Annotated in this window: 9 protein-coding genes; 8 read left to right on the top strand and 1 reads right to left on the bottom strand. The window is 61.0% G+C overall.

Annotated features, from left to right (window positions below):
* Positions 1-18 precede the first annotated feature (18 nt).
* Entirely contained in the window at positions 19-804 is a 786-nt protein-coding gene (locus ACN0SO_RS24645) for a potassium channel family protein (protein WP_417682138.1), read from the top strand.
* Positions 805-824: 20 nt separating this feature from the next.
* Here the strand turns inward: ACN0SO_RS24645 and ACN0SO_RS24640 are convergent, their stop codons facing one another.
* Positions 825-4931 carry a PAS domain-containing protein gene (locus ACN0SO_RS24640; protein WP_417682136.1) on the bottom strand — a complete coding sequence of 1369 codons (4107 nt, stop codon included), beginning with the start codon at positions 4929-4931 and terminating at the stop codon, positions 825-827.
* A gap of 294 nt (positions 4932-5225) precedes the next feature.
* Here ACN0SO_RS24640 and ACN0SO_RS24635 point away from each other — a divergent pair, with 294 nt between their 5' ends.
* From ACN0SO_RS24635 to ACN0SO_RS24605, 7 genes are all read left to right on the top strand, one after another.
* A complete protein-coding gene (locus ACN0SO_RS24635) occupies positions 5226-6161 on the top strand; it encodes an alpha/beta hydrolase family esterase (RefSeq protein WP_417682134.1) in 936 nt (311 codons plus the stop codon).
* 146 nt (positions 6162-6307) lie between these two features.
* A complete protein-coding gene (locus ACN0SO_RS24630) occupies positions 6308-7045 on the top strand; it encodes a nicotinamidase (protein ID WP_417682132.1) in 738 nt (245 codons plus the stop codon).
* A 149-nt stretch (positions 7046-7194) separates the two neighbouring features.
* Positions 7195-8463 (top strand): CaiB/BaiF CoA transferase family protein, encoded by a 1269-nt coding sequence (locus ACN0SO_RS24625; protein WP_417682130.1) that lies wholly within the window; start codon positions 7195-7197, stop codon positions 8461-8463.
* Positions 8460-10076 carry a thiamine pyrophosphate-binding protein gene (locus ACN0SO_RS24620; protein WP_417682128.1) on the top strand — a complete coding sequence of 539 codons (1617 nt, stop codon included), beginning with the start codon at positions 8460-8462 and terminating at the stop codon, positions 10074-10076. Before ACN0SO_RS24625 ends, ACN0SO_RS24620 begins: the two co-directional genes overlap by 4 nt.
* A 129-nt stretch (positions 10077-10205) precedes the next feature.
* A complete protein-coding gene (gene panC, locus ACN0SO_RS24615; RefSeq protein ID WP_417682319.1) occupies positions 10206-11066 on the top strand; it encodes a pantoate--beta-alanine ligase in 861 nt (286 codons plus the stop codon).
* A gap of 41 nt (positions 11067-11107) precedes the next feature.
* Positions 11108-11917: a 3-methyl-2-oxobutanoate hydroxymethyltransferase gene (gene panB / locus ACN0SO_RS24610; RefSeq protein WP_417682126.1), complete on the top strand. Its 810-nt coding sequence runs from the start codon at positions 11108-11110 to the stop codon at positions 11915-11917.
* 30 nt (positions 11918-11947) lie between these two features.
* The gene (locus ACN0SO_RS24605) at positions 11948-12961 is read left to right on the top strand and encodes a ChaN family lipoprotein (protein ID WP_417682124.1); all 1014 of its coding nucleotides are present in this window, start codon (positions 11948-11950) and stop codon (positions 12959-12961) included.
* Positions 12962-13156 lie beyond the last annotated feature (195 nt).

Raw genomic sequence — 13156 nt, 5'->3', positions numbered from 1 at the left:
GGAAGTGAAGTGGGTTTTATGGCGGACAGACTGACATCCCTTCGTTCGCTCCTGCGTGAACTCTATTTCGGCTACTCGGGAAAAGCCCGAATCTGGCGTTATGCCCTGCTGGCATTCGATATCATCACGATCGGTTATTTCATCGTGTCGTCCGTGCTGGATCCGGACCGGGTCCATCACGAACTGGACTATGTGATCGCGGCAATCTTGCTGCTTGACTATGTGGGGCGGTTCCTGGCGGCGAATAAACCGGCCAAGTATGCCTCCAGCTTTACCTCGCTGGCCGATATCGTGGTTATGGTGTCCCTGATCGCCCCGGCGTTTTTCGAAAACTTCGCATTTTTGCGCGTCATTCGCATGTTGCGCCTGATGCGCTCCTACCATCTTCTGAGAGAGTTGCGGCAGGCATCCGCATGGTTCCGACAGAATGAGGAAATCATCCAGTCGGCAATCAATCTGATCGTCTTCGTTTTCGTTGTGACCGCGGTCGTCTATGTGGCGGAGCATGACCGCAACGACGCCATCAACAACTATCTCGATGCGCTCTATTTCACGGTCACTACACTGACGACGACCGGGTTCGGCGATATCACCATGACCGACAGCGGCGGACGGCTGCTGACCGTGCTGATCATGATCTTCGGCGTCGCGCTGTTCCTGCGCCTCGTCCAGACCATCTTCCGGCCTGCCAAGGTGCACTATCCCTGCCCGGACTGCGGCCTGTCCCGCCATGACCCGGACGCGGTCCACTGCAAACACTGCGGCAGGGTTCTGAACATTCCCACCGAAGGCGATTGGGGCTGAAGGCGGCTAGGGTTCTGCACCTAGCCGCGCAGGGTGAACTGCTGATTCATCTGGAAAAAGTCCATCAGCTCCGCGCTCGACATCGGCCGGGCAAGTGCGTAGCCCTGAAGGACATCGCAACCGAGCTGGCGCAGGATCTTGATGTGCTGGACCGTTTCGACACCTTCTGAAACCACCTCCAGATTGATGGCCCGGCCCATATCGATGACAGCCTGCAGCAGGCGGCGATGTTCGGTCGAGGAGGCGATCGGCAGAACCAGTTCCCGGGCGATTTTCAGGCGCTTCGGCGCTGCGGACCACATGCCGAGGAAGGATGACTGACCGGTGCCGAAATTGTCGATCTCGATGTCGATGCCGAGATCGGTGATTTCCTGGATCCGTTCCCGAAGGTCTGCATTGGTATGATCCAGCATCGTGGATTCATGCAGTTCGAAGGCAAGCTTTCCGGCCGGGATATCAAGCTTCTTCAACAGGTTGATCAGATATGGGTTCGCGATCCTCTGGGCGGAGACGTTGACGGCAAGGCGCGGAACGGGAGCGTTCTTCCGTTCCCATTCGCGCATGTCGGCAAGAGAGGCTTCCAGGATGGCCTGATCGATCCGGTCGGTGGCGCCCAGTTGTTTAGCGGCATCCAGAAAGGCCGGCGGCGCGAGGACGCCGAGCACCGGATGTTTCCAGCGCGCCAGAGCCTCCACCCCGATCAGCCGCAGGGTCTTGGCGTCGAACTGAGGCTGATAAACCGGGAAGAACTCGCCTTTTTCCAGTCCGTGGACAATATCGTCCGAGATCCGCTTGTTCCGTTCGATTTCCTGCTGCAGTTCCCTTGTAAAGAAGGTGTAGCGTCCGCGGCCTTCCTGTTTGGCCCGGTAGAGCGCGATGTCGGCGTTCATCATCAGACGTGACGGATCGGCATCGCAGTCGCGCATGCGGGCAATGCCGATGTCGATGCCGATGCTGGCCCCGAACCGACAGAGATCGTTTTCGTAGCGAACCGGCTTGTTGAGTTCCGTGATCAGCTGGTCGGCCAGGAACTCCAGTTCTTCCCGGGCGATGTTGGCCTTGCGCACGATAATGAACTCATCACCACCGATGCGGGCGATAAAATCGTCGTCCTGGCAGTTGTGCCGCAGCACCGCCGCGACATGTTGGAGGATGAAATCGCCGGCCGCATGGCCGAGCGTGTCGTTTATCTCCTTGAAACGGTCGAGATCGATCTGAAGCAGGGCGAGTTCCTTGTCGTGGGATCCCTTCTGCCACTGGCGCAGGTGCTGGTCCAGATTGCGACGATTGGCCAGGCCGGTCAGGTCATCGTGAAGGCTGTCGTATTCCGCCTGGAACTTGACTTCCATCAGGGCCTTGTACTGGTCCTCGGCCGCTTCGCGGGCGTCGCGAAGTTCAATCTCCCGCCGCTTCATGTCGGACACGTCGGTAATCACTTCGACGACGTAACGGTCGCCGGTTTCCGTCACGGCGATGCTTTTACTGCAAATCGAGGCGGAAGTGACGCCGTCCTCCGTCTCATCCGCGTATCGTTCGGAGTGAAGGGGCCGACCGGTTGCGAGGACCTCCCGGTCATCCCGGTCCATCGCGTCGGCAATCTCCGGCGGCAGGCATTGCCCGGCCGTAAGACCGATGACGTCGTCCTTGTTGAGGGAAAACAGGTCACTGAACGCCCTGTTGACGAGTGCATATCGCAGCGCGCCGTCCCGGGCCGCGACGGGTGTGGGGATTGCATCGAGAACGAGTTCGGAAAGCTGTCGTTCTCCAAGCACCTTCAGGAAACGGCGGTCCTGTTCCTTCTGATCATCGATCTTGTTGAGCACGGTCACGATATAGGACTCGCCGGCCTTCGTTTTCGCGAGCGACTTGCGGGTCAGCGACATCATCGATAGTCCGCCGGGCAGGGGAACCTCGTGTTCGATTTCCTGGATCCGGCCGGTGTCGAGAAGGGCGGCGTCATATTCCGACAGAACGTTCTTTTCCTCATCGGAGAACATGTCCGCCACGGTTTTGCCGATCAGCTGATCCCGGGACAGATTCCGCAAACGGCAGAACGCCTCATTGGCGAAAACGTACCTGAAACTCCGGTCCTTGACGATGATCGGATTGGGCAACTGGTCGAGGACGGCTTCGGCAAGTTCCGCCTTGCCCAGCACATCGATAATGCGGTCTTCCTGGCGTCTCAGCTTGGTCACGTCCGTCAAGTTGGTGACGATATAGTCTTCGCCATTACACTGCAGATAGCTGTCCCGGCTGATAATGTTGATCGACCTGCCGTCGGCGAGCCGAACGAGGTCTTCCTGCTCGCGCATTTCGCCGGTCTGAAGGACCCTCAGCACAGCTTCCCTGTTTTCTTCTGCGAAGCCGAAGGGCAAGACCTCCAGCATGGACTTTCCGATCAGATCCCTAGCCGCAACGTCGTGCAACCGGGCAAAGGCCTCGTTCGCCATCACAAAGTGGAGGTTCTCGTCCTTGACGACAACGGGATAGGGAAGCCGGTCCAGAACCTGTGCGGACAGGTCCGCCTTGCGCAGGGCCGTCCGCAACTGAAGCTCCTTCTCCTTCTGCCGGGAAATGTCGTGGAACGAGGTGACGAGATATTCCTGGTTCCGGTCGGTCCGGGCGAGGGTCTTCTTGACGATGACCGGGTAACTGTCTCCGCCCCGGATCGGCATGAAGTCCATCTCGTATTCCTGGTCAAGACCTGAGTTGAAGACGAACCGGTCGGACTGCTTGATGGTGGCGGCCCGGTCAGACGGGAAAAGCTCGTCGACGGTCTTGCCGATCACCTGCTCCTTGGCGACATCGAAACTTTCCGAGTAGGCGTTGTTGGCCATCACATAGCGGTGGTCGTGATCCTTGACCTGGACCGGAATGCCCAGCTGCTCCAGGATGAGTTCGGAGAGATACGTTTTTTCCAGCGCCTCCTGCAAACGGGCTTCCTGGCGTTTGAACCGGGTCACGTCGTTGAGGGTCGTGACCAGAAACTGCGCGTCACCCTGGACCCGGGCCAGACCCTTGTTGATCACAAGATTGGTGCTGGTGCCATCGGGACGCACAAAGGTTTCTTCGAATTCGCGCATCTTGCCGGTTTCTAGGACGTCCTTTTCGATTGCCCGGGATTTGTCCGCATGGCCGTCCGGGAGCAGGTCTTCCGAGGAGCCGCCGATGGCCCTGTCCCGGTCGATGCCGAAAAAATCTGCATAGGCATGGTTCATCATGACGACGACATGCCTGTCGTCGCGGACGATGACCGGCGTCTTGAGCTGTTCCAGTACCTGTTCTGAAAGTTCCGCTTTCTGAAGCGCCTTCGACAGCTGGTTTTCCCGCTGCTTTTCCGCCGTCACATCCTGCAGCAGAGTCAGAATGAGAGGTTCGCCCGCATGGACGTCGATGCACGTCTTGTACGCGCTGAAATATTTCGGCTTACCGCCTTTGGTGGCGGGGACCTCCAGGATTTCCTGAAGAAAACCCTTGTTCAGAACCTCGCCGTCGGACCGGATGATCCATTCAGCGTGATCTTTCCGGTAGAAATCAAAAGGCGTCCGTCCGCGAATGTCCTCCAGCGGCAGGCCGTGTATCCGGCAGTAGGCGTCATTGACATAGACATATTCGTGACGCGTGTTCTTGATACAAACGGCCTGCGACAACCGGTTGACCGCGGCCCGCACCAGCTCGGTTTCCCGAAGCGCTTCCTTCAAGCTGTCCGACTGTTTTTCCTGTTCGGTGACATCGAGAAAACTGAGCGAAAAAGTCCCTTCCGCCGAAACGGCTCCTTTGACCTCCAGTACCCGTGAGCCCGCCTTGACCTTTTGATTGAACGCCTCTCCCTTGCCCCGCAGGCGATGCACCAGCCGATCCAGGAGAGCGACGTCGGTTCCGGTCAGGGCGCCGGCTGCGGCCGACGCTTCCAATACGTCCTTAATCGAATAAGAACACCCGGGGGCAGGGGGCGCATCTTCCGGCAATCCCAGGAAGGTCGCGCACAAGGGACTGACAAGGCGCACGCGGTCGCCATCCGCCAACAGAACACCGATTCCACAGCTGCTTGCGAGCGACTTGATCAGGATATCTTCACCGGGGGCGAACTCTGAATTGTTTATTGTTTTTTTTGAGCCAGTGGCCATGTCATCTCGCTCTTGCGCAGAATTGGCTAAAATGATCGGCTCATAGTGTTAAAAATCCATTGGTTGTGATTTATGATTTATAAGAATAAATAAATATTATTAAGTAAAGAGATATTATTGACCTAAATATCAGTGTAAAAAATGTCAGTAAATTATAAATCAGGTGCCGCTCCCCTAACTGTGATCGAGACCGGTTTGGCGTCCCGCCGATCCGGTGCGAAGATGCCGCGGCCTGAGTGCCTCATGCAGGCATTCGCGAATGGACGGACTGCTCTGCAGTGACTGGAGGGAAACGTGAGGTTCTTGCTGTGGCTTGCCGGCGGGTTGTTGGCCGGCCTCTTGAGCGTGGCTGGCGCCTTCGGCCAGACGGCTCCCGATCTGATCGCCTTTGAACAGCCTGCCTGCGGCGGCGAAACCGCCTGCAAGGTGGACGGCGGTGACTATTACATTCACCTGCCTCCGGGCTCGAAAGCATCACAGCCCAAGGGGGCGATCTTCTTTCTGCACGGGCATCGCGGAAAGGCGATCAACGAGATCCGCAACAAGTCTTTTGTGAACATGGCCGATGGACTCGGCGTGGCTTTCATCACGATTCAGGGGCTTGAAGGCACCTGGTCGTTTCCGACAGCGCCGCGACACCTGCGCGACGAGTTTTCGTTTTTCGATCGTGTCCTCGCCGACGTGTCGAAGCGCTTCGGCGTCAGACGCGACAGAACTCTGCTTTCCGGGTTTTCCTCCGGCGCCTTCATGACCTGGTATCTGGCCTGCGACGACGCGGACCGGTTTTCCGGATATGCCCCGATCGCCGGTGCTTTCTGGCAGCCGCTTCCGGAAAGCTGCAAGACGAAGATGCCGTATCTCTTCCATGTGCACGGAACATCGGACAAGGTCGTTCCTCTCGCCGGCAGGGCGCTCGGGGGTGGCCGCTGGATCCAGGGCGACGTGTTCAAGAGTTTCGATATCTGGCTGCATCAGGCCAGCGTGTCGGAAGACAGCGCCCGCCATTACGTCTCCGGCAACCTGCGATGCGAGCGCTGGTCGCCGAACGGCGGTGTGCTGGAACTGTGCCTGCATGACGGAGGTCACAGCGTCCGGGCCGAATGGATCAAGCGGGCGTGGCTGGAACTGGCAAAAGCCAGGGGCTGGACGGAATATGCCGCCGATAGGGCAGTTGCCCATTGCAGGGAAACCAAGGGGCAGGAAGCCAAGGCGTCGTCGGACGTCTGCTGAACCATCTCAAACGCACCGGACGACGCAACATTGCTGCGTATTTGACGTTGCCCTTAATATAGGCGCGAGCGCCTGAAATATCGCCTTCAAACCGGGAAAAAACGGGAGCATAGTTTGTTCGTTTGCTAACGATTGGGGTGCAGCAGATGACCGATTTTCTTTCTTCTTTTTCGCGCCGGAATTTTCTCCAGCTGACAGCGGGCGCAGGCGTAGCCGCCATGTGCGGAACGGTGCCGCGCGCCTTCGCGGCCGACGCGATCACGCCGGGCCCGTCCTCGGTGCTTCTCGTCATCGATGTCCAGAATTGCTTCCTGCCCGGCGGCACCTTGCCCGTGGGCGAGGGCGACAAGATCGTGCCGATCATCAATGAACTCGGCAAGAAGTTCGAAAACGTGATCCTGACCCAGGACTGGCACACGCCGGGCCACACCTCCTTTGCCTCCAGCCATGAAGGTAAGAAGCCGTTCGAGACCATCGAACTGGACTACGGCACCCAGGTCCTGTGGCCGGATCACTGCGTGCAGGGAACGGACGACGCCGCACTCGCGCCCGGGCTTGATATTCCCCATGCGCAGCTGATCATCCGCAAGGGCTATCACAGCGAAGTCGACAGCTATTCGACCTTTATCGAGGCGGACAAGAAGACCGGAACCGGCCTGACCGGCTACATGGCGGAACGGGGACTGACCGACGTCTATGCCTGTGGCCTTGCGACCGACTTCTGCGTCAGCTGGTCGGCGCTCGACGCCAGGGCCGGTGGTTTGACCGTTTCCGTCGTCGAGGACGCCTGCCGCGCAATCGATCTCAACGGGTCGCTGGATGCCGCCTGGACCTCCATGGCCGATGCCGGGATCAAGCGGGTTCAGTCCTCCGATTTCGCCTGATCGCGTTCTCGGACAGGTTTGGTCCCATCCGGTAACGGGATCTGACGGAGACTTGACCGGACGGGACTGCTTGTGTCGATCATGACGGTTGACGGCAGCCGGTCCGATCGGTTCCTTTGACGCCGATTCCGGTTGTTTGCGAGTCTGCCTTGTCCGAACCGAATAATAAGACCGGCGCCCTGTCCGGCCTCGTCGTCCTCGACCTGTCCCGCATCCTCGCGGGCCCGACCTGTACCCAGATCCTGGGGGATCTCGGTGCCGAGGTCATCAAGATCGAGCGGCCCGGCCGCGGCGACGACACCCGCGGCTGGGGACCGCCTTTCCTGAAGGACGAGGCGGGCCGTGAGACCCATGAGAGCGCCTATTACCTCTCCTCCAACCGCAACAAGGCGTCCGTCGCCATCGACCTTGCCAGCGCCGAAGGGCAGAAGCTGATCGTCGAACTGGCGAAGAAGGCGGACATCCTGGTGGAGAATTTCAAGGTCGGCGACCTGAAGCGAAGGGGGCTTGATTACGACAGTCTCAAGGCCGCCAACCCGCGCCTGATCTATTGCTCCATCTCCGGCTTCGGCCAGACCGGGCCATATGCCCACCGCGCCGGTTACGATTTTCTGATCCAGGGCATGGGCGGGATCATGTCGCTCACCGGCTTTCCCGACGACGAAGGCGGCACGGAGACCAAGGCCGGTGTCGGCATCGCCGACGTGATGTGCGGCATGTATGCGACCGTCTCGATCCTGGCGGCCCTCAATCACCGCCACCAGACCGGCGAGGGCCAGTATATCGACATCTCCCTGCTCGATGCCCAGGTCTCCTGGCTGATCAACCAGGGTGTCGCCTATCTGGTGTCCGGCGAGGTGCCCGGCCGTCTCGGCAACGGCCATCCGACCATCGTGCCTTACGAAACCTTTCCCGCCAGCGACCGCTCCTTCATCCTTGCCGTCGGCAATGACAGCCAGTTCCGGAAATTCTGCACGGTCGCCGGCGCGTCGGAGCTTGCCGAGGATCCGCGGTTCGCGAAAAACGCCGACCGGGTGCGCAACCGCAAGGAGCTGGTGCCGATCATCCGCCGGCTGACCATCGAGAAATCCGCGGACGCGTGGATCGAATGTCTGGAACGCGAAGGCGTCCCCTGCGGCCCGGTCAACGATCTGGCGCAGGTCTTCGCCGATCCTCAGATCCTTGCCCGGCACATGAAGATCACCATGGACCATCCCCAAAGCGGGACGGTCGATCTGATCGGTTCGCCGATCAACCTTTCAAAGACACCGGTCGTCTACGCGAAGGCCCCGCCGATGCTCGGCGCCGACACGGAAACCGTGTTGTCCGGCCATCTGGGGCTGTCCCCTGCGGAGCTTAAAAAACTCGCCGAACAGGGTATCGTGCAGCTCGCGAGCGTAGAGGATGAGAAACAATGACGACCGGTGCCGATATCATTGCGGGCAAACTCCACGCGGCCGGCTGCCGCCACGCCTTCGGTATTCCCGGCGGCGAGGTGCTGGCGCTGATGGACAGTCTCGACCGGGCGGGCCTGCGCTTCGTCCTGGTGAAGCACGAAAACGCCGGCGGGTTCATGGCCGAAGGCGGCTGGCATGCGGACGGCGCCCCCGGCGTGCTGCTTGCGACCCTCGGGCCGGGAGCTGCCAATGCGGTCAATGTCGTTGCCAATGCCTGGCAGGACCGGGTGCCGCTGATCTTCCTGACCGGCTGCGTCGATACCGGGGAAGCGGAAAGCTACACCCACCAGGTCTTCGACCACCAGCAGCTCTTGAGGCCGATCGTCAAGGCGAGCTTCTCCGCCCGGCTCGGCGCGCTCGACGTGATGATGGAAAAGGCGATTGCCCTTGCCCTCGACGGCCAGCCCGGGCCGGTTCATATCGATGTGCCGATCAAGGTGGCCGAAGGCGAAACGGAAGAGGCCTGGCATAGCGCATTCCGCTCGCGCCCGGCCTCCGGTCTTGCCCCGGCGGGTGCGGATCTGGAAGGCGCCTGCGCGCTCTTTGCCAAGGCGGAACGCCCGATTGCCATTGCCGGCGTCGACGCGGTCAACGAAGGCGCGGAGGCTGAAATCGCCGCCTTCTGCAAGCGGTTCGGCGTGCCCTTGGTGACCAGCTACAAGGGCAAGGGGCTGCTGGATGAGCGCCACGACCTGGCGCTGGGCGGCGCCGGTCTTTCGCCCAAGGCCGACGGTCATCTGCTGCCGCTGATCAACCAGAGCGACTGTATTCTGCTTCTCGGCTACGACCCGATCGAGATGCGCATCAACTGGCGCAATCCCTGGGCCCCGGATGCGCCGGTCATCGAGATCGCACCGGTCCTGCGCACCCACGGCATGCATGCCGCCCGTTTCACGCTGCGAAGCCACGTGGCTTCGGCGCTGGAAAAACTATCTGAAGCCCGTCCGGCGGATGCAGCATCCTGGGCAAATGGCGAACCGGCCGCGACGAAACAGGCCCTGGCAAAAACCTTCGCCCCCGAGCCGGACGGCTGGGGACCGGCAGCGGCCTTTCATACCCTGCGTTCGGTCATGCCCGACAACACGGTCGCGACCGCCGACAGCGGCGCGCACCGCATTCTGGTCAGCCAGATCTGGCAGTGCCCGAGCCCGCGCGGCATGCTGCAGTCCTCGGCTTTGTGCACCATGGGCTGCGCCCTGCCGCTCGCCATGGGGCATAAAGTGGTGGACGGCAAGGCACCGGTCCTTGTCTTTGTCGGCGATGCCGGACTGGAAATGTGCCTCGGCGAACTCTCCACCCTGCGCGACCTGAAAATCCCGGTGATCGTCTGCGTGCTGGTCGACAGTTCGCTCTCCCTGATCGAACTGAAACAGCGCTCCAGCCAGCGGCCTAATGTCGGCGTCGATTTCGGCGAGACCGACTTTCCCGCCGTAGCCCGTGCCTATGGCGGGCACGGGGTTTGGATCGGGAACGCGGCCGATCTGGAACGGGAAGCGGCGGACGCCCTTCAGCGTGAGAGCTTCACCATTCTCGCCTGCCGGATTCCGGCCCGTGCCTACGACGGCAAGTTCTGAAATCTCTGAATCTGCTTAGCCGCTTTTGCATCTGGCGCTGGCGAATTTGATGTCATATGTTGCACCTGCGAAATAACACGGCGCAAAGCCGGACGGGTGCAAATGCCCGGTATCAGGGAGAGCCAGACGATGCTGACGTGTCCGACCAGGGACGCTGTTCGCGCAAGGGTAAGGGCGTTGAAACGGGAGGGCCTGCGCGTCGCGCTCGTGCCCACCATGGGATTTCTGCACGAAGGCCATCTGTCGCTGGTCCGCGCTGCGGCTGCTGCTGCGGACCGGGTGATCGTGTCCATCTTCGTCAACCCGACCCAGTTCGGTCCGAACGAGGACCTTGCCACCTATCCCCGCGATGAGGAACGGGATCTGGCGCTCCTGGAAAAGGAAGGCGTCGACGCGGTCTTCATGCCGAGCGTCGACGAAATGTACGGTGCCGGCGGCGACACCATCGTCGAGGTTCCGGGCCTGTCCGGCATCCTGCAGGGCGCACTCCGGCCCGGCCATTTCCGCGGTGTGGCCACCGTGGTCACCAAGCTGTTCAACATCGTCCAGCCCGATATCGCCGTCTTCGGCGAAAAGGACTACCAGCAGCTCGCGATCATCCGCCAGATGGTGCGCGATCTCGACATGCCGCTGGAGATCGTCGGCCATCCGACCGTGCGCGAAGAGGACGGGCTTGCCATGTCCTCGCGCAACGTGCGCCTGACGCCGGAACAGCGCCTGCAGGCGCCGGTCTTGAACAAGGCGCTCTGCGCGGCGGAAGACGCCGCTGCCACCGGAGCAGAGGTTTCGGACCTGCACAATCTGATCCGCAGCACCCTGGAAACGGCGTCGGAAGCGGAGATCAAGAGCATCGATATCCGCAACGCCGTCACCCTGGCGGAGCTCGAAGGTCCGTTGGAAAAACCGGCGGTCGTGCTTCTCGCGGTCCGCTTCGGCACCGTCCAGCTGATCGACCAGCGGGTGATTTCCCCTGACACCCAGAACGCCTGATTTTAGCGGTCATACGATCGCATCTGAAGAAAGGATGCCCAATGAGCACGCAAAAGCCCATTCGCCGGACCACCGCGCCGCAGATCACCCGCCGCAAGGGTGGCGAGCCGATCGTCTCGCTGACCTCCTATCACGCCCACACGGCGGCCATCGTCGACAAATACGCGGACTTCATTCTGGTGGGCGACAGCCTCGGCATGGTGATGCACGGCATGGAATCGACCGTCGGCGTGTCGCTCGAGCTGATGATCATGCACGGCAAGGCGGTTGTTCGCGGGACGCAGAAGGCATTGGTCGTCGTCGACATGCCTTTCGGTACCTATGAGGAAAGCCCATCGGTCGCCTTCCGCAATGCCGCGCGCATCATGAAGGAAACCCAGTGCGGTGCGGTCAAGCTCGAAGGCGGCCAGCGCATGGCCGAGACCGTCCGGTTTCTGAGCGAACGTGGTATCCCGGTGATGGCGCATACCGGCCTGACCCCGCAATCGACCAACGTCATGGGCGGCTTCAAGACGCAAGGCCGTGACGAGGATACCTGGCCGATGCATATTGAAGATGCCAAGGCTGTCGCCGAGGCCGGCGCCTTCGCGCTCGTTCTGGAGGGCATGGTCGAACCGCTTGCCGCCCAGATCACCAAAGAGGTTGCCATTCCGACCATCGGTATCGGCGCATCGGCTGAATGCGATGGCCAGATCCTGGTGCTGGAAGACATGCTTGGCTTGAACCCGACTCCGCCGAAATTCGTGAAGGTCTTCGGGAACCTGGGTGGTCAGATCGAGGCAGCGGTGAAAGCTTATGCCGACGAGGTCAAGGACCGGAGCTTCCCGACCGAGGCGCAGGTCTACCGGTAAGCCGGTGGGGCCGGCTCGAGGAGGCTCTTCATGACGGGTTCGACGTCGCGGCGGTCGATTGTCAAAGGACTGGCGGCAGGCGTTGTCCTGCTGCCCGCATTGATCGGGCTGCCGGCTTTCTCCCGCGCGGATGAGGGTGGCGACTGGCAAAGCTGGACCGCCGACGGCGCCGTGACGAACGGCGTCATCGGCCGCATCTGGTCCGTCGAAAGCGAGGCCTTCATCGAGCCGTCCGCGCTGGTCGACAGCCTGAACGATGCCCGGTTCGTCCTGATCGGCGAGACCCACGACAATCCCGCCCACCACCGGCTGCAGGCCTTTCTGACCGGTGCCGTTGCGCCGGACCGGCGTCCGAGTGTGGTGATGGAAATGCTAACCGAGGATCAGGCCCCTGCAATCGCTAAATTCATGACATCGCCCGACCGCTCGGCAGAGACTTTCGGCAAGGCGGTCTCATGGGAAAAGTCCGGCTGGCCGGATTATGCGATCTACCGGCCGATCATCGAAGCAGCGTTGAAGCGCAACGCCGACATCAAGGCCGGTCTGCCCGGAAAGCAGCAGACCCGCGCCATCGGCAAGGACGGCCTGTCTGCTTTAAGCGAAGACCAACAGAAGGACCTGCGTCTGTCAGCCGGTCTGCCGGAAGATCTGGCCGCGGATCTGAACAAGGAGATTATCGCCTCCCACTGCGATCTCCTGCCGGCGGGCATGATCCCGAACATGATGGCCGTCCAGCGTTACCGTGACGCCTATCTGGCGGACGCCCTCCGCAGGACTCCGGCCGATGGCCCGGCCATCCTGATCGCCGGCGACGGCCATGTGCGCAAGGACCGGGGCGTGCCGTTCTACCTGGAACCGTCGGACGGTGCCGCGGTCACGGTCAGTCTTGTGGAGATCGATCCGGAACGGACCGAAGCGGAGGTGCTCAGCGAGGCCCGCGAAGCCAAAACCGCCGACTACATCTGGTTCACGCCGAAGATCGACCGCGACGACCCCTGCGAAGCCCTGCGCAAGCGGTTTTCGGACAAGAAAAAAGACGGCTAGAACGCCGGAGCCCGACGACAAGACCTGCTTTTATCGTAGGAGTTGGCATTTGGGCGTCCAATAACAACGCATCGGAAGTGGCATGGCGTCACCTCATCCTCAGTTGTCGTCCCCGGCAAGCGAAGCGCGACCGGGATCCATATGTGGACGGCCCCGTGGTTGCAAGGTTGAAGTTCTCAGGTGTTCCGGATCGCT

Source organism: Roseibium sp., from assembly GCF_048260565.1.
Lineage (GTDB): Bacteria > Pseudomonadota > Alphaproteobacteria > Rhizobiales > Stappiaceae > Roseibium.
This window is presented reverse-complemented; position numbering and strand designations above follow the sequence as displayed.